The 16,974-nt window shown below is 73.2% G+C and carries 17 protein-coding genes; 11 read left to right on the top strand and 6 right to left on the bottom strand.

All coding sequences use genetic code 11. From position 1 onward, the window contains the following. Positions 1-23: 23 nt before the first annotated feature. The gene (locus ACFYWG_RS32610; RefSeq protein WP_389204419.1) at positions 24-1,145 is read left to right on the top strand and encodes a sugar ABC transporter substrate-binding protein; all 1,122 of its coding nucleotides are present in this window, start codon (positions 24-26) and stop codon (positions 1,143-1,145) included. A gap of 52 nt (positions 1,146-1,197) precedes the next feature. Here ACFYWG_RS32610 and ACFYWG_RS32605 read toward each other — a convergent pair whose 3' ends face one another. Further along, positions 1,198-1,851 (bottom strand): class I SAM-dependent DNA methyltransferase, encoded by a 654-nt coding sequence (locus ACFYWG_RS32605; RefSeq protein ID WP_383509113.1) that lies wholly within the window; start codon positions 1,849-1,851, stop codon positions 1,198-1,200. Between the two features lie 457 nt (positions 1,852-2,308). Beyond that, a complete protein-coding gene (locus ACFYWG_RS32600) occupies positions 2,309-2,512 on the bottom strand; it encodes a cold-shock protein (protein WP_003974443.1) in 204 nt (67 codons plus the stop codon). A gap of 352 nt (positions 2,513-2,864) precedes the next feature. Here ACFYWG_RS32600 and ACFYWG_RS32595 point away from each other — a divergent pair, with 352 nt between their 5' ends. The 7 genes from ACFYWG_RS32595 to ACFYWG_RS32565 all read left to right on the top strand — a co-directional run bounded on the left by ACFYWG_RS32595 (position 2,865) and on the right by ACFYWG_RS32565 (position 10,322). Beyond that, positions 2,865-3,713 (top strand): menaquinone biosynthetic enzyme MqnA/MqnD family protein, encoded by an 849-nt coding sequence (locus ACFYWG_RS32595; protein WP_383509119.1) that lies wholly within the window; start codon positions 2,865-2,867, stop codon positions 3,711-3,713. Between the two features lie 103 nt (positions 3,714-3,816). Further along, positions 3,817-5,646 carry a serine/threonine-protein kinase gene (locus ACFYWG_RS32590; RefSeq protein WP_389204418.1) on the top strand — a complete coding sequence of 610 codons (1,830 nt, stop codon included), beginning with the start codon at positions 3,817-3,819 and terminating at the stop codon, positions 5,644-5,646. 432 nt (positions 5,647-6,078) lie between these two features. Beyond that, positions 6,079-6,303 (top strand): hypothetical protein, encoded by a 225-nt coding sequence (locus tag ACFYWG_RS32585; RefSeq protein ID WP_389204417.1) that lies wholly within the window; start codon positions 6,079-6,081, stop codon positions 6,301-6,303. A 264-nt stretch (positions 6,304-6,567) separates the two neighbouring features. Next, on the top strand, positions 6,568-7,296 hold the full coding sequence (locus ACFYWG_RS32580) for a prepilin peptidase (RefSeq protein ID WP_385419557.1): 729 nt from the start codon (positions 6,568-6,570) through the stop codon (positions 7,294-7,296). Positions 7,297-7,416: 120 nt separating this feature from the next. Continuing rightward, positions 7,417-8,397 (top strand): CPBP family intramembrane glutamic endopeptidase, encoded by a 981-nt coding sequence (locus ACFYWG_RS32575; protein WP_389204416.1) that lies wholly within the window; start codon positions 7,417-7,419, stop codon positions 8,395-8,397. 55 nt (positions 8,398-8,452) lie between these two features. Further along, a complete protein-coding gene (gene mqnC, locus ACFYWG_RS32570; protein WP_376330987.1) occupies positions 8,453-9,652 on the top strand; it encodes a cyclic dehypoxanthinyl futalosine synthase in 1,200 nt (399 codons plus the stop codon). A gap of 7 nt (positions 9,653-9,659) precedes the next feature. Continuing rightward, positions 9,660-10,322, top strand: a complete 663-nt coding sequence (locus ACFYWG_RS32565; RefSeq protein WP_383511370.1) for a hypothetical protein — start codon at positions 9,660-9,662, stop codon at positions 10,320-10,322. Between the two features lie 97 nt (positions 10,323-10,419). Here ACFYWG_RS32565 and ACFYWG_RS32560 read toward each other — a convergent pair whose 3' ends face one another. Continuing rightward, complete coding sequence (locus ACFYWG_RS32560) at positions 10,420-11,409, bottom strand: chitinase (protein ID WP_389204415.1); 990 nt, start codon at positions 11,407-11,409, stop codon at positions 10,420-10,422. 137 nt (positions 11,410-11,546) lie between these two features. Here ACFYWG_RS32560 and ACFYWG_RS32555 point away from each other — a divergent pair, with 137 nt between their 5' ends. Next, positions 11,547-12,242, top strand: coding sequence for a demethylmenaquinone methyltransferase (locus ACFYWG_RS32555; RefSeq protein WP_376330982.1), 696 nt, complete (start codon positions 11,547-11,549; stop codon positions 12,240-12,242). A gap of 101 nt (positions 12,243-12,343) precedes the next feature. On the opposite strand, the gene ACFYWG_RS32550 is transcribed toward ACFYWG_RS32555, so the two are convergent. Both ACFYWG_RS32550 and ACFYWG_RS32545 read right to left on the bottom strand, forming a co-directional pair. Beyond that, complete coding sequence (locus ACFYWG_RS32550; protein WP_376330980.1) at positions 12,344-12,655, bottom strand: PASTA domain-containing protein; 312 nt, start codon at positions 12,653-12,655, stop codon at positions 12,344-12,346. A gap of 139 nt (positions 12,656-12,794) precedes the next feature. Continuing rightward, positions 12,795-13,301 carry a GNAT family N-acetyltransferase gene (locus ACFYWG_RS32545; RefSeq protein ID WP_385419543.1) on the bottom strand — a complete coding sequence of 169 codons (507 nt, stop codon included), beginning with the start codon at positions 13,299-13,301 and terminating at the stop codon, positions 12,795-12,797. Between the two features lie 98 nt (positions 13,302-13,399). Between ACFYWG_RS32545 and ACFYWG_RS32540 the strand changes: the two genes are divergently transcribed. Further along, positions 13,400-14,683 (top strand): geranylgeranyl reductase family protein, encoded by a 1,284-nt coding sequence (locus ACFYWG_RS32540; RefSeq protein ID WP_376330977.1) that lies wholly within the window; start codon positions 13,400-13,402, stop codon positions 14,681-14,683. A 355-nt stretch (positions 14,684-15,038) separates the two neighbouring features. On the opposite strand, the gene ACFYWG_RS32535 is transcribed toward ACFYWG_RS32540, so the two are convergent. Next, positions 15,039-15,887 carry a C40 family peptidase gene (locus ACFYWG_RS32535; RefSeq protein ID WP_376330976.1) on the bottom strand — a complete coding sequence of 283 codons (849 nt, stop codon included), beginning with the start codon at positions 15,885-15,887 and terminating at the stop codon, positions 15,039-15,041. A gap of 724 nt (positions 15,888-16,611) precedes the next feature. Between ACFYWG_RS32535 and ACFYWG_RS32530 the strand changes: the two genes are divergently transcribed. Continuing rightward, positions 16,612-16,971, top strand: a complete 360-nt coding sequence (locus ACFYWG_RS32530; protein ID WP_019755222.1) for an NADH-quinone oxidoreductase subunit A — start codon at positions 16,612-16,614, stop codon at positions 16,969-16,971. Positions 16,972-16,974 lie beyond the last annotated feature (3 nt).

Genomic DNA, 16,974 nt, shown 5'->3' with positions numbered 1-16,974 from the left:
TCCCCCCACGGAAGGCACCACCAGTGACACCCCGTACCACCCGCCGGACCGCCGTGCGGCCCCTCACCGTCGCCCTGGCGGCCGCCCTGTCGGCCGTGTCCCTCACCGCCTGCGGCGGCGGCGCGAGCGACGACGGAGCCGCCGCGAAGGGCGACGACATCACGGTGGGCCTGCTGCTGCCCGACAAGGACACGGCGCGCTTCGAGAAGTTCGACCACCCCCTGATCAAGCAGGAGGTCGAGTCCCTCACCGGCGGCCGCGGCACCGTCCGCTACGCCAACGCCGGGTCCAGCGCCTCCCGGCAGAGCGAGCAGTTCGGGCAGATGGTCGCCGGCAAGGTCGACGTCATCCTGGTCGACGCGGTCGACTCCAGGGCTATCGCCCCGGACGTGCGCAAGGCCAAGGCGGCCGGCATCCCCGTCATCGCCTACGACCGCCTGGCCGAGGGCCCGATCGACGCCTACGTCTCCCACGACAACGAACTCGTCGGCCAGGTGCAGGGCCGCGCGATCGTCGGCGAACTCGGCGACAAGGCCGAGAGCAGCAAGGTCGTCATGATGAACGGCGACCCCGCCGACCCCAACACCGCCCGCTTCAAGGACGGCGCCCTCGGCGAGCTGCGGGGCCAGGTGCAGATCGCGCGGCGCTACGACACCAAGGAGTGGAAGCCGGCCGTCGCCAAGGCGAACATGCGCAAGGCGATCAAGGAGGTCGGGCTGAACGACATCGCGGCGGTCTACTCGGCCAACGACGGCATGGCGGGCGCCGTCATCGAGGCGCTGAAGGAGGCCGGGGCCACCGAGATCCCGCCCGTGACCGGGCAGGACGCCAACCTCGACGCCGTGCAGCGGGTGGTCTCCGGCGAGCAGTACATGACGGTGTACAAGTCCTTCCTGCTGGAGGCGACGAACGCGGCGAAGATCGCCGTCGCCAAGGTGCAGGACCGGTCGATCGAGTTCGCCGCGCTGACCCGCGACACGGTCGACAGCCCGACGCAGCGCGACATCCCGTCGATGCTCGTCCCGGTGGTCGCCCTGACCCGGGACACCGTCGAGGAGACGGTGATCGCGGACGGCGTGTACACGGTGAAGGACATCTGCACGGCGCCGTACAAGGCGGACTGCCGGGCCATCGGCCTGGAGTAGGAGCGGGCCACCGGGGCCCTGCCGGGGGCAGGGACGGGGGAGCGGCGCCGGCTCACCGCTCCTTCGGCCTGCGGGCGATGACGGACGCCTGGGGGACCGGCTCGCCCTGGCTCTCGTCCGGTACCCGCACCGTCGTGGAGCGGACCGTGAGACCGGCCTCGGACAGCAGCGCGGTGACGTCCTCCGGCCGGCGCCGCAGGAAGGTCAGGGAGACCGGGTGGCCGAAGGCCTGCGCGTAGTGGCGGGGCTCGTCACCGGACTGGAAGCCCAGCAGCAGGTGCCCGCCCGGGCGCAGGACGCGGCGGAAGCCGGCGAACAGGGCGGGCAGCCGCGCGTCGGGCGTGTGGATGATCGAGTACCAGGCCACCACCCCGTCGAGCGAGGCGTCGGGCAGGTCGAGCTCCAGCATCGAGCCCTGCTCGAACCGCAGCCCCGGGTGCTCGCGCCGGGCGATCGCCAGCATCGACTCCGACAGGTCCAGGCCGGACACCGACAGCCCCCGCGACGCCAGGTACGCGGTGACCCGGCCCGGCCCGCACCCCAGGTCGACGACCCGCCCGCCCTCACCGACCAGCTCGGCGAACGCGTCGAGCTGCAACCGGTCCAGCACCACGGCCGTGTGCGGCTCGGGGAACCGCACGGCGTAGTCCTCGGCGACGGCGTCGTAGAAGGTACGGGTCGCGCTCACGAAGTCCGCGTCAGTCATGCCCCGGGACCCTACCCGGGCCGCCCTTCCCGAGGCGGCCGGTCCTGCTTCTCGCCCGGCGCCCCGGGCGACGACCGGTCGCCGTGCGCCCCCGGTGCCGGTTCCGCACTCCGCCGCAGCGGGCTCGGGTCCGCCCCGATTCCGGCACCCGCTCCGATCGCCGTGCCCAAGCCCAGGCCGAGTGCGAGTCCGAGTCCGAGGTTGTCGAAGACCGTCAGGCCTAGGATGAGTCCCACGGCCGTACCGACGGAAATACCGGCCGACAGACCGAGCGGCACCCCCACCGGACCGGTCCCCCCGGCGGCGGATCCGCCACCTTCGCCCTTGTTCTCCGGAAGTTTCCCCATTCGCTCATCCTCCCACGGGGGGAATTCGCCCGGAATTCACCGAACGGCAGGGGCCGAAAAGGGCAGGAGCCCCGTCGCCTGACGGCGCGGGGCTCCTTGGGTACTACGTGTCAGACAGGGGTGACGTTCTCCGCCTGCGGGCCCTTCGGGCCCTGGGTGACGTCGAAAGACACCTGCTGGTTCTCCTCCAGGGACCGGAATCCCTGCGCGTTGATCGCGGAGTAGTGGACGAAGACGTCGGGGCCGCCGCCCTCCTGGGCGATGAAACCAAAGCCCTTTTCGGCGTTGAACCACTTCACGGTTCCGGTAGCCATAAGCCCTCCTTGGGCTCAAAAGGGTTGCCCTGCTCCAGAACCAGCAAGTGTGAAGATGAATTCTGCACAAGTGCATATGTCTGAGAATGACGAGAGCCCGCGGTCACATGCTCCGCAGGCTCTGTACTGCAAGGGAAACCAAACTGCAACTTGCGATGAGCCTAGCACGCGGGGCCCGGAATGCAATAGGGGTCAAGATCACGTCACCCGAATGTTTGAACATCACGGGCCGACCGGCCGAGAACACCTGATCGCCCGCCCCACCCCGACGGCGGAACCGGCCGGCGCCCGGCCCGCGCCTTCGCCGGGGCCCGCGCGCCGGGGCGCGCGCCCCGAGGGCTAGCCTCGCGATGTGGACAATCCTCGCACCCGGCCGCGCGTCGGCCACATCCAGTTCCTGAACTGCCTGCCCCTCTACTGGGGGCTCGCGAGAACGGGCACGCTCCTCGACTTCGAGCTCACCAAGGACACCCCGGAGAAGCTCAGCGAGAAGCTGGTGCAGGGCGATCTCGACATCGGTCCGGTCACCCTCGTCGAGTTCCTCAAGCACGCCGACGACCTGGTCGCCTTCCCCGACATCGCTGTCGGCTGCGACGGCCCGGTGATGTCGTGCGTGATCGTCTCGCAGGTCCCGCTCGACCGGCTGGACGGCGCCCGCGTCGCCCTCGGGTCGACCTCGCGCACCTCCGTCCGGCTCGCCCAGCTGCTCCTCTCCGAGCGCTACGGCGTCCAGCCGGACTACTACACCTGCCCGCCCGACCTGAGCCTGATGATGCAGGAGGCCGAGGCCGCCGTCCTGATCGGCGACGCGGCGCTGCGCGCCAACATGCTCGACGGCCCGCGCTTCGGCCTGGACGTGCACGACCTGGGCGCCCTGTGGAAGGAGTGGACGGGCCTGCCGTTCGTCTTCGCGGTCTGGGCGGCGCGCCGCGACTACGCGGAGCGCGAGCCGGTCATCACCCGCAAGGTGCACGAGGCCTTCCTCGCCTCCCGCAACCTCTCCCTGGAGGAGGTCGGCAAGGTCGCCGAGCAGGCCGCCCGCTGGGAGGCCTTCGACGAGGAGACGCTGGCCCGGTACTTCACCACGCTCGACTTCCGCTTCGGCGGCCCGCAGCTGGAGGCGGTCGCCGAGTTCGCCCGCCGGGTCGGTCCCACGACCGGCTTCCCCGCGGACGTGAAAGTGGACCTGCTGCAGCCGTGAGCCGCCGGGCCGCCGGCACTACGCTGCGGGGAGCGCAGGCGCAGGGGGACCGCGGGTGCCCGTCCGCCGGCGGGGAGTCCGCCTACGGGGGAGGGGTGACGCCATGCGGCCGCTCGACGCCGACGAACCGACCGTCGTCGGGCCCTACCGGCTGCTCGGCCGGCTGGGCTCCGGCGGCATGGGCCGGGTCTACCTCGGCCGCAGCGCCGGGGGCCGCACGGTCGCCGTGAAGATCGTCCACCCACACTTCGCGCTGGACGAGGAGTTCCGGGCGCGCTTCCGGCGGGAGGTCGACGCCGCGCGCCGGGTGGGCGGTGCCTGGACGGCGCCCGTCCTGGACGCGGATCCGGACGCCCGGGTGCCGTGGGTGGCGACGGGGTACGCGGCGGGCCCCGCACTGTCCGCCGCGGTCGCCGACGGCGGCCCGCTCCCGGCCCACACGGTCCGCGCCCTGGGCGCCGGACTGGCCGAGGCGCTGTCCGCCGTGCACGCCCTGGGCCTGGTGCACCGGGACGTGAAGCCGTCGAACGTCCTGCTCACCCTGGACGGCCCGCTGCTGATCGACTTCGGCATCGCCCGCGCCACGGACGGCACGGCGTCCCTGACGTCCACGGGCGTCTCCATCGGCTCGCCCGGCTACATGTCGCCCGAGCAGATCCTGGGCAAGGGGGTCACCGCGGCCGCGGACGTCTTCTCGCTCGGCGCGGTCCTCGCGTTCGCGGCGACCGGTGAACCGCCCTTCCCCGGCGACTCCTCGGCCGCCCTCCTCTACAAGGTGGTCCACGAGGAGCCGGAACTCGGTCTGCTGGACGGTGAGTTGCGGACCCTGACGGCGGCCTGCCTCGCGAAGGACCCGGGCGAGCGCCCCTCCCCGGCGGAACTGGCCCGCCGCCTGGCCCCCGAGGGCGCGGCCCGGCTGGTGGCGGGCGGATGGCTGCCCGGCCCGCTGGTGGAGCAGGTGAGCCGCAGCGCCGTGCGCCTGCTGAACCTGGAGGCGGCCGCGACGGAGACCCCGTCGGGCCCCGTCGGCTTCAGCAGCCCTTCGGTGGGGACGCCGGGGACGGGCGGCGGAAGCGGCCCTGGCACGGCGGCGCCGGGGACGGCCGGAATCCACGATCTGGCTGCCGGGGCGGGCGGTGGCGGGGTGCCGGCTGCCGGCGCGGGCGTGTTCGGTCCGCCGCCCGTCATGCCGGCATCCCCCGCCTCAGGTGTGTTTCCCCTGGCGCCCGCCCCGGGGGCGACTGCGCCGGCCGCTCCCGGCGTCCCCGGCCCCCGGGACGGCGACGGGGAGGGCAACTTCGGGCGGTCCCAGGAGACCCGCGACGCCTCCGGCGGCCGACGGCCCGGGAAGGGGAGGGTGTCCGTCTCGGTCGCGGCGGCCTCCGGACAGGAGGACGGCGGGCGGGTGCGGAAGCTGAGCTGCTCCGTCGCCCTGGCGGTCGCGGGCGCGATGGCGGCCGTCACGATCGGCTCGGTGTTCGTCTTCGACCTGCTGCCGGGCCGCGGCTCCGACGACACGAACGACGCCGGCGCGGGCCCCGGCTCCCCGCCCGCGGCGACCGCGTCCCGGGCCCCGTCCGGCGCGGTGCCCGCCGCCTACCTGGGCACCTGGGAGGGCCGGGGCACGGCCCTCGGCGGCGGCCTGCCCGTCGGCACGTTCCGCGTCACCGTCGAACAGGCCGCCGTGGGACAGGAGTTGGGGAAGGTGCGGCAGACGGACGCGCTCGGCGCTGTGTGCGTCGACGTCCTGACCCTGAAGAAGGTGACGGACAAGGAGCTGGTGGCCGCGTCGGTCGGGGAGAAGTCCAATCACGCCGGTTGCGATCCGGCCCCCACGACGGTCCGCCTGACACCCGTGGGCGACGACCTGCGCTACCGCTCCGAGAGCGAGAGGGCGGGCCGCCCGGAGGCGCGGCTGTCGAAGCTGCGCTAGGTCGTGTCCGCAAAGTCCCGCCCTCCGGGCGGACGGAGGGACTTTGCGGACACGACCTAGGACCGGGCGCGGGCGGCAGGCTGCCGCTGACGGACGGGCCGGAGATCCACGTCACCGTCGGCGGTGCGACCGCGGCCCCGGGCCCGGAACCTCCGGCGGACCTGCACACCGTTCACCGCGAGGTCGCAGGAGCACCCGGTCGGGGCGCGCGGTGGGGCCTCCGGCCACCGCACCCGGCCGCGTTCCCCGGTCGTCAAGTCCCCTAGGTGTGAGGGGAGTAAGGGGCCGGTGACCGGACGGCCACATGCGTGGACGCGGTCACCGCCGCCCGGCCGGTGTCCGTCGCGGGCGGCTGGCCGCCTCCCACCTGCGCGTGTTTCGATCGGTCGCGCTCCAGCACCCGTGTCACCGGAACGAAGGGACCCGCCGCTCATGGCCTTCACCCCGCAGATCGAGACCGCCCTCATGTCCGACGCCGAGCTCGACGCCGTCGCCGGCGGCCTGGCGGGCGGCGCGGTCGCGGGTGCCGCGGCCGGTCTTCACATCGAGACCACCGCCGCCGGTCTCACCGCCGGTGTGGGCGGTGGCCTGGGTCTCGCCGTCTCGTCCCAGGGCATCGCGGCCGACCTGCACCTCGCCGCCGCCGTCGCCTCCTGACACGGCGGACGCAGCGGACACGGGCCCCGGATCCCCGATCCGGGGCCCTCGCGCGTCGCGGCGCCGCCGGCCCGCCAAGTGGAGCCGGAGTTCCGGAAGTCGGGCGTGTGCAAGCGGACGCCGAACGCATAGGGTGCGGACGAGTCCGACGCCGGGGGATCCCGCAGGCGTCACCGCAGGGCCGCACACGACGCCGGGGGGACGTGCCATGCCGCGACCGCGCACCTTCGCTCCCGCCCCGCCCGCCGCCGGGGCGGCGGCCGGATGAGCACGCCCCTCCTCGCCCTCGCCGCCCTCCTGTGGGGTGCCGCGGCGGGCCTGCTCCTGCCACGGGCCGCCCACCGGTTCTCCGTGCCGTCCGGCCAGCCGTGGCGCACGCGGTGCGCGCGGGGGCACGCCGTGCGGGGCTGGCTGGGCCCGGCCGCCTGCCGGGACTGCGCCGGTGCCGGGGACGGACCGCGCACACCGCCCCTGGTGATCGCCACCGCCCTCGTCTGCGCCCTGCTCGCCGCCGCCACCGGTACCCGGCCCGAACTGGGCGTCTGGCTGCTGCTCGCCCCCGTCGCCGTCCTGCTCACGGTCGTCGACTTCCGGGTGCGGCGCCTGCCCGACCCCCTCACCCTGCCGCTCGCCGCCGCCGCCCTGGCCCTGCTGGGCGTCACCGCCCTGGTGCCGGAGCACGCGGGGCAGTGGACCGGCGCGCTGCTCGGCGCACTCGCCCTCGGCGGCGGCTACTTCGCCCTCTTCCTGATCAACCCCGCCGGCATGGGCTTCGGCGACGTCAAACTCGCGCTGGGCGCCGGTGCCGTCCTCGGCTGGTACGGCTGGCCGACGGTCATGCTCGGCACCTTCGCCGGCTTCGCGCTGGGCGCGCTGTACGGCGGCGCCCTCGTGCTCCTGCGCCGCGCCGACCGCAAGACCGCCATCCCCTTCGGCCCGTTCCTGATCGCCGGTGCCTTCCTCGGTCTCCTGGTGGGCGCGTACACGGCGTGAGCTCCGGGTGCCGGGCGGCCGCAACACCCGCGCGGGCGGCGGCAGATCACCCCTGGGCATGATCCGTCCTCCTGCTCCGGGCGGACGTCCGGCGGCGCTCCCGTTGCCAGAATTCCGATCATGACGACCCCGACGCCCGGTCTGCCCTACCACCGCCTGGACCACGCCACCGGCCGCCACCGCTGGTGGCGGCCGCCGACCGGTGCGCTGCTCTTCTTCGTCACCTACGTTCTGGCCGTGCTCGTGCTGGTCGCCGGCTCCTACGTGTTCGGCCTGGCGGCCGGGCTGCCCGAGACGGCCGACGGGGATCCCGACCTCGGGCCCCTCGGTCAGACGGCGGTGGACCTCGTCTCCCTGGCCGTCGCCCTGCCGCTGGTGCTGCTGGTCGTGCTGTGGCCGGGCCGGCGGCCCGTCGGCACCGTGTCGTCGGTCACCGGGCGGCTGCGCGCCGGCTGGCTGGCCCGGTGCCTGCCCGTGGCCCTGCTCCCCGTCCTGCTGCTGACGGCGACCGCCTTCCTGCTGCCCGGGCCCGAGGGGGACGGCGGGTCCGACACGTGGGTGGGGTGGCGCTCCTTCCTGCTGTCCATGACCGTCCTCGTCCTCCTCGTGCCGTTCCAGGCCGCCGCCGAGGAGTACGTCTTCCGGGGCTGGCTCACCCAGGCGGTCGGCGCGTTCGTCCGGTCGCCGTGGATCGCGCTGCTGCCGCAGGCCCTGCTGTTCGCCGCCGCCCACGGCTGGGGCACCCCGTGGGGATTCACCGGACTGCTGGTCAACGGCCTGGTGGCGGGATGGCTGACCGTCCGCACCGGCGGGCTGGAAGCGGCCGTCGCCCTGCACGTGATGAACAACCTGTTCGCCTTCGGCGCCTCCGCCGCGATCGTCGGCGGGCTGTCGTCCGAGGAGACCGCGGCGGACATGCCGTGGCAGCTGACCCTGGTGTCCGTGGCCGCCGACCTGCTCTACGCCGCCCTCGTCCTGCGGCTCGCCCGGCGCCACCGGCCGCAGCGCCTCGCCCCGCCGCCCGTCCCGCCCGCGCCGCCCCTCCCGCCCGTCCCGCCGCCGTACCCAGCCGCCCCCACGGCCTGGCGTCCGGCGCCCTGAACCCCTGGCGTACGCTGGGCTGGTCCGTCCACAACCCTTACGAAAGGGACGCCCGGTGACCGAGAAGGCCGACCTTCAGCCCATCCTCGACCGCGCAGCCGCCGGTGGGCGGATCACCCCGGACGAGGCACTCGTGCTGTACCGGGACGCCCCGCTGCACGCCCTGGGCGCCGCCGCCGACGCCGTGCGCCGCCGCCGGTACGCGGGGACCGAGCACATCGCGACGTACATCATCGAGCGGAACATCAACTACACGAACGTGTGCGTCACGGCGTGCAAGTTCTGCGCGTTCTACGCCCCGCCGAAGGCCAAGGACAAGGGCTGGACGCGCGACCTGGACGACATCCTGCGCCGGTGCGCGGAGACCGTCGAACTGGGCGGCACGCAGATCATGTTCCAGGGCGGGCACCACCCGGACTACGGCGTCGAGTACTACGAGAAGCACTTCGCCGCGATCAAGAAGGAATTCCCGCAGCTGGTCATCCACAGCCTGGGCGCGTCCGAGGTCGAGCACATGGCCCGCATCTCCGGGGTGAGCGTGGAGGAGGCCATCCGGCGCATCCACGCCGCGGGCCTGGACTCCTTCGCCGGCGCCGGAGCCGAGCTGCTGCCCGAGCGGCCCCGCAAGGCCATCGCCCCGCTGAAGGAGTCCGGCGAGCGCTGGCTGGAGATCATGGAGATCGCCCACAACCTGGGCGTCGAGTCCACCTCCACGATGCTCATGGGCACGGGCGAGACCAACGCCGAGCGCATCGAGCACCTGCGGATGATCCGGGACGTCCAGGACCGCACGGGCGGCTTCCGCGCGTTCATCCCGTACACCTACCAGCCGGAGAACAACCACCTGAAGGGCCGCACCCAGGCGACGCTCTTCGAGTACCTGCGGATGATCGCCATCGCCCGGCTGTTCATGGACAACGTCGCCCACATCCAGGGCTCCTGGCTCACCACGGGCAAGGAGGTCGGACAGCTCTCCCTGCACTACGGCGCCGACGACCTCGGCTCGATCATGCTGGAGGAGAACGTCGTCTCCTCCGCCGGCGCCAAGCACCGGTCCAACCGCATGGAGATCATCGACCTCATCCGCAAGGCCGGGCGCGTGCCCGCGCAGCGGTCGACCACGTACGAGCACCTGGTCGTCCACGACGACCCGGCCGACGACCCCGTCGACGACCGCGTGGTCTCGCACATCTCCTCCACCGCCATCGAGGGCGGCACGGCTCACCCCGAGCTGAAGCTGCTCGCGCCCAACTGACCGGACCGTGCTGACCCTCCACACCGCCCCGCTGGTCCTGCCGGCGGGCGCGGACCCCGTCGTGGACGGAGCCGTCGTGGTGGACGGCGACCGGATCACGGCCGTCGCGCCGTACGAGGAGGCCAGTGCCGGTGCGCCGGGGGCACGCGTACGGCGCTGGCCGGGCGTGCTCACCCCGGGGCTGCGCCAGTGGCACCCGCTGTGGCTGCTGCGCCACTGCTACCACCCCGACCCGCGCGAGGCGGGCGAGCTGGGCGAGGAGCCGCTGTGGGGCGAACGGCTGGCCGCCCTCGGCGAGCTGGGCGAGACCCGCTGGTCGGGCAGTGTGCGGCGCGGGGTGCAGCGGATGCTGCGCCACGGCACGACGGCGGTCGCCTCTCCCGGCGCCCGCTTCGGCGATCCGCTCGTCGCCGCCGCGGTCGCCCGGTCGGGCCTGGCCGTCGTGGGGACCACGGACGCGCCCGGCACGCCGGCCGGTGAGCGGCCCGACCTCGATCCGTTCGCCCGGGGCCACGACCTCGCCGCGACCGTCCACGGGCCGCTGGTCGTCGGCGGCCGGGCCGACCTGGCCGTGTTCGACGTGCCCGACGAGCAGGCCCTGCGCGAGCGCGGCGCGGCGACCTGCGTCGCGACGGTGCTGGCCGGGCGGCTGGTCTACCGCGCACGCTGAGCACCCGGTGGCCGGGCCCCGCCGGTGACCGCCGCACCCGGTCCGGCGCTCCCCCCTTCCTGCCTTCTTCCCCCGCTCCCTCGCTTCCTCGCGTGCTTCAGCCCGCGAACGCCCTGCCGAACGCGCCCGGTTCCTGGTCCACCCCGCTGCAGTCGGCCGCCGGCCCGCCGGTCGCGGTGCCGGGGGCGCAGCCGCGGTCGCGGGCCGCGGCCCACATCGACACCCAGGCGAGGCCCCTGGCCTCCGCGAAGGCGCGGACCTCGGCCGCGTCGGCGAGCGTGAAGGTCTCGCCGGGTACGTCGTTGACGCCGATCATCGAGGTGAGGGCCATGCCGCGCCAGGCGGCCGCCTGCGAGGTGCCGAAGACCTTCCGCAGCTGCGCGTGCGCGGCCCTGGCGGCCGTGAGGGCGTATCCGCCCATGTCGCCGTCGTAGGCCGGGGCGTAGTTCATCGCCATGAGGTTGACGGTGCGGACCCGCACCCCGTGCTCGTCGGCGGAGCCGAGCAGGGCCAGGGCGTGCTCGTCCAGGCCCGAGGGCATCACCGGGAGCGTGAACGACACCTCCAGGCCGGGGCGTTCCTTCTGCAAGCGGGCGATCGCCCGTGAACGCAGGTCCACGGAGGCCGAGTCGGTCAGCTCGTCGCCCTCGATATCGAAGTCGGCCAGGGACGTGCCGGCCGCGTCCAGGGCCGCGCCGTACGCCGCCGCCAGGTCCCGCACGCTGCCGCACGCGGCGCCGAGTTCCGTGCCGGAGGCGCCGCCGAAGGAGACCCGGACCCGCCCGCCGTCCTCCTCGAGCGCGGCGATCCGGGCCCGGACGGCCGCGTCGTCGACCGCGCGCGAGCCGTCCCAGCGCGGGGTGCAGGCACCGCCGTCGGCTGTGACGAAGGCCAGGTTGTAGGTCGTGGGAGCCCCGGCCGAGTCGGTGGGCGCGGGTGCGGCGGCGCTGACGTACGGCGCGTACGACGTGCCGGGGACGGCGGTCGTGGGGGCCGCCGCGGACGTGCCGCCGTGGCCGGAACACGCCGCGGCGGCCAGGGCGAGCAGGCACCCCAGCCCCGCCGCCGGTTTCCGCACGTTCCTCATGCCGCACGCTCCTTCTCCCGCAGCGACCCCGGCGACCGCAGCGACCCCGGCGACCGCCGCGGGGCTTCCCCGGTGGTGAGGACGCCCGGGCGCACGCCGCGGCTCCCGCCCGGTGGGCCTGCTGCAAGAATGGGCCCGTGACCCGCGCATCCCTGGACAAGCAGCCTCACGAAGTCGCCTCGATGTTCGACGACGTGGCGGAACGGTACGACCTGACCAACGACGTGCTGTCCCTCGGCCAGGACAGGCGGTGGCGCAAGGAGGTCGCGAAGGCGGTCGACGCCCGCCCCGCGCAGAAGATCCTCGACCTGGCGGCGGGCACCGGCACCTCCTCGCTGCCCTTCGCCCGCACCGGCGCCTACGTCGTCCCGTGCGACTTCTCGCAGGGCATGCTCCAGGTGGGCAAGCAGCGCCGGCCCTGGCTGCCGTACACCGCGGGCGACGCCACGCGGCTGCCGTTCAGGGACGACACCTTCGACGCCGTCACCATCTCCTTCGGGCTGCGCAACGTGCAGGACACGGACGCCGCGCTGCGGGAGATGCACCGGGTGACCCGGCCCGGCGGGCGCATCGTGATCTGCGAGTTCTCGCACCCTACGTGGGCGCCGTTCCGCACGGTCTACACCGAGTACCTGATGCGCGCCCTGCCGCCGGTCGCCCGGGCCGTGTCGTCCAACCCCGACGCCTACGTCTACCTCGCCGAGTCCATCCGCGCCTGGCCCGACCAGCCCGCACTGGCGCGGCGCCTGGCCGGGGCCGGCTGGTCCCGGGTGGCCTGGCGCAACCTGAGCGGCGGGATCGTGACGCTGCACCGGGGCTTCAAGAACGACTGACCCCGCCGCGCGCGGGGCCGGGGGCCCGAAGACCGGAGCCGCAGGGACCGCTCGTCAGCGTCTGGCCGGGGGCCGACCGAGCGGAACCGCGAGGCCGCTCGTCAGCGCGGGGTGAGGACCGTGAACGGGTCGCCCGGCTCGTCCAGTTCGCGCTGGAGCCCGCCCCGGGGCGGCGGTGGGACGCGCGGCTCGTGGACGCCGCCACCCCCCTCGCCCGGGCCGAAGTCGAACCAGACGTAGACCATCGAGTCGCGCGGCACCTCGGCCCCGGGCTGCGGATACTGGCGGACCACGTAGTCGACGACGGCCTGACCGAGATCGGGCCGGTCCGGCGCGTTGAGCGACAGGCCCCGCGCCCGGGCCGCCTCGCGCGCGTCCACGGCCATCAGGCCGACCAGACGCGGTACGCGCACTTCGGGTGTGTTGCGGGAAATGTGCACAGATGTCACCCCCAGCGGTACTGGAAGGGTAACTCCGCCGCCGCACCGGCCGGAAGCGCCTCGTGTCTTTCTGTGACAGCCGACTACGCGCCGTGACGTCCCGGGTGGGTGTTCACAGGGCCAGCCGGTAGCAGTGCCCGGCCCGCCGGGAGACCGGTGTCGTGAACGTCTCGGCCAGGCGCATCCCGAGCCGCCGCGTCACCGCGATGGAGCGGCTGTTGCCCGCGTCCACCATGGCGACCACGTCCGTCACGCCGGCCGCCCGCACCCGCTCCAGGGTCTGCCGGGCGGCGGCGGTGACATAGCCCTTGCCCCAGTGCTCCCGGCCCAGCCGCCAGCCGATCTCCGTCTCCCCGGTGGGACCCCAGTCGCGCTCCCAGGGCTGGGCGCCGGTGAAGCCGAGGACCCGGTCCTCCTCGTCCAGCACCGACCACAGGCAGAAGCCCCGCTCGGCGTCGTGCCGCCGCTGCCGGGCGGTGAGCTCCTCGTAGACGGACAGCCCGGCGGCCCGGCCGCCGTGGAACTCCATGACGTCCGGGTGGGCGAAGACCCGGTGCCAGGCGACGGCGTCCTCGTCGGTGGGCACGCGCAGCCGTACTGCGGGGAGAGCTCGGTTCACGGGGCAGCCCTTCAGCCGGGTGATCGTTCGTGCTGAATAGACTGCCCATGTCCAGTGCCGGTCGGCACGCAGATTTCGAACCTTGGGGAGATCCCGCCGTGACCGAGCCCCTCTCCGAAAACACCGCCGATGTCATCGTCGTCGGCGCGGGGCCAGCCGGCTCCACCACCGCGTACCACCTCGCCAAGGCCGGCCTCGACGTCCTGCTGCTGGAGAAGACCGAGTTCCCGCGGGAGAAGGTCTGCGGTGACGGGCTCACGCCGCGTGCCGTGAAGCAGCTGGTGGCCATGGGCATCGACATCTCCGAGGAAGCCGGCTGGCTGCGCAACAAGGGCCTGCGCATCATCGGCGGCGGGGTGCGGCTCCAGCTCGACTGGCCGGATCTCGCCTCCTTCCCCGACTACGGCCTGGTCCGCAAGCGCGACGACTTCGACGAGCAGCTCGCCCGGCAGGCCCAGAAGGCCGGCGCCCGGCTGTTCGAGCGGTGCAACGTGGGCGCCCCGGTCGTCGACGACCGTACGGGCCGCATCACGGGCGTGCACGCCAAGCTCGGCGAGGACAAGCGCGAGGTCACCTTCCACGCGCCGCTGGTCGTCGCCGCCGACGGCAACTCCACCCGGCTGTCCCTCGCGATGGGCCTGCACCGCCGCGAGGACCGCCCGATGGGCGTGGCGGTGCGCACGTACTTCACCAGCCCGCGCCACGACGACGACTACCTGGAGTCCTGGCTGGAGCTGTGGGACCGCCGCGGCGCCGAGGACCGCCTGCTGCCCGGCTACGGCTGGATCTTCGGCATGGGCGACGGCACCTCGAACGTCGGCCTCGGCGTGCTCAACACCTCCGACAGCTTCAAGGAGCTGGACTGGCGCGAGGTCCTCAAGGCCTGGTGCGCGTCCATGCCGGAGGACTGGGGCTACACCCCCGAGCACATGACCGGGCCCATCCGCGGCGCCGCGCTGCCCATGGCCTTCAACCGCCAGCCGCACTACACCAAGGGCCTGCTGCTCGTCGGCGACGCCGGCGGCTTGGTGAACCCCTTCAACGGGGAGGGCATCGCCTACGCGATGGAGTCCGGGCAGCTCGCCGCCGACGTCATCGTCCAGGCCCACGCCCGTCCGACGCCGGCCGGCCGCGAGATGGCGCTCCAGCGCTACCCGCGCGTCCTGAAGGACACCTACGGCGGCTACTACACGCTCGGCCGGGCCTTCGTGAAGCTGATCGGCAACCCGAAGGTCATGCAGATCGCGACGCAGCGCGGGCTCACGCACCCGCTGCTGATGAAGTTCACGCTGAAGCTCCTGGCGAACCTCACCGACCCGACCGGCGGCGACGCGATGGACCGCATCATCAACGGGCTGAGCAAGGTGGCCCCGAAGGCCTGACCGAGCAGTCCCCTCCGGCCCGCCCGGGGCCGCCGTCCCACGGCGGTCCCGGGCGGGCCGCGTGCGTCTGCCGCCGACGGGCCGTCAACCCGGTGCCACAGGGGGAGAAATCGGGCGAAGCGCGGCGCGGGAACCGGCGCACCCGGGTCGCCGCGCGCCGCCGGGCACGCGGAAGCGCCTCAGAGGGGCGCGGGGGGGGCGCGGGGTCCGCGGGGCATGCCGGAATCCCCGGAGGCCGTGACGGGCCGGGAGAGGGCCTTCAGGGCGGCGGGAGAGGGACGCGCACAGCCGGAGGGCCGTCGCCGGCTGTGCGGCGGCGGCCCTCCGGCCCGTGATGCGTGAGGATGTGCCGAAATCAGAGGACGCGCACGGCACCCGACGCCGGGTAACCCGACAGGTCCTGGATGACGACGCCCTTGGAGGGGTTGGCCGCGTCCAGGTACTGGCCGTTCCCGATGTAGACACCCACGTGGTACGCGGAGCCCTTGCCGCCCCAGTACAGGATGTCGCCGACCTGCACGCTGGACAGCGGAACGTCCGTACCGGCCATCGACTGGTCCTGGGAGACGCGCGGCAGGTCCACACCAACCTGCTTGTACGCGGCCTGCACCAGCGAGGAGCAGTCCCAGGCGTTGGGGCCGGTGGCACCCATGACGTAGGCGTCGCCGACCTGGGCCTTGAGGAAGGCGATGACGGTGGCGACGCTGCCGCTGGCGGGCGCCGAGACCGAGGTCGAGGTCGAGGCGGAGGCGGAGGTGGAGGCGGACGCCGAGAGGGTGGCGCGCTCGGCGCTGCGCTCGGCGCGCTCGGCGGCGGCCTTGCGGGCGGCCTCGGCGGCCTTCTTCTTGGCCTCGGCCTTCTTCGCCGCGGCGAGGTCCTTCTTGGCCTCCGTCGCGGCCTTGGCGGCGGCGGCGTCACGCTCGGCGCGCAGTTCGTAGTTCGCGGCGGCCTGCTGGGTGGCGGCGGCGGACTGGGCGACCTGAGCGGACAGGTCGGCCGTCAGGGTGGGCAGTTCGATGGTCTGCGTCACCGGCTCGGCGGCGTTCGCCGTGGCCGACGCACCCGCCGCTGCGATGCTGAGAACGCCACCGGCGACTCCGGCGCGGACGGCGATCGAAGAGGTCGCGCTGCGGCGGGGCTTCCGGTGGCTGCGTATGTGAGCGGTGTGGGACATGGGAACAACCGGTACCAGGGGCTCCTTCATATCTTCAAGAAACGTGTGCTGCGCCACAGTTGCTCAATCGGCACGGCAAAAACCCCGAACGAGCCCCTTTATTGACGCCCTAACGGACATTGCGGGCGGGCTGTGACCCGGCTGTGATCACGGTGTTTGATCAATACGCCCGAATTGCCCCGCGCCTACCACCGGTTGGGCCGATTGGCCAAGCCCTGCTTTCCTGGATCTTCCGGTCGTGTGACGGGGATCACGGAACGGCCACCCCGACGGGTGCGTCCGGGCGTGGAGATCACGGCCGGATCACGGCCCGGCGGAGATCGTGAACGAATGCACGCGTCCACACCCCGTTCCGCACGTCCCCTGAAGTGTGAACGCGCCTCTATCAAGAGATCGAGTCCACCGCCAATTTGCATGCACGCGAACCTTCTTGATATTGAGACGCCCCCTCCGGCCTGCGCTGACGAGCCAAAATGTCACCTCTGGTGATCACTCGGACGCTTCGCGTGTGAAGATCACCGCTCATCCGACTTCATGATCGATCGTCAGGTGGTGGAGATCACAAAGCTTGTGCAATACCCCGTGTCGCAGATCACAGAGCGTCGGGCATAAGATGCACGCGGTTGGGCTTGTGACCTGCTTCACATGTTCCCGATCTCCGCCGGGGCGGGCGGGGTTCAGGGGACCGGTGGGGCGGACGTGAGCCCGACGCCAACCGCCAGCAGTCAGTGCCGACTGAGAGGAGCGAGGAGCGGTGAACGCTTATGCGCCCATCCTCGTACTGGGAGCCCTCGGGGCAGGCTTTGCGATCTTCTCCGTGGTCATGGCCACGTTGATCGGGCCCAAGCGGTACAACCGGGCCAAGCTCGAGGCCTACGAGTGCGGTATCGAGCCGACCCCCACGCCGGCCGGCGGCGGGCGCTTCCCGATCAAGTACTACCTGACGGCGATGCTCTTCATCATTTTCGATATCGAGATCGTCTTCCTCTACCCCTGGGCCGTCAGCTTCGACGCCCTGGGGATCTTCGGGCTCGTGGAGATGCTGCTCTTCGTGCTCACCGTCTTCGTCGCGTACGCGTACGTATGGCGGCGCGGCGGCCTGGAATGGGACTGAGGG

It is taken from the genome of Streptomyces sp. NPDC003456 (assembly GCF_042878735.1).
In the GTDB taxonomy this organism is placed as follows: domain Bacteria; phylum Actinomycetota; class Actinomycetes; order Streptomycetales; family Streptomycetaceae; genus Streptomyces.
This window is presented reverse-complemented; position numbering and strand designations above follow the sequence as displayed.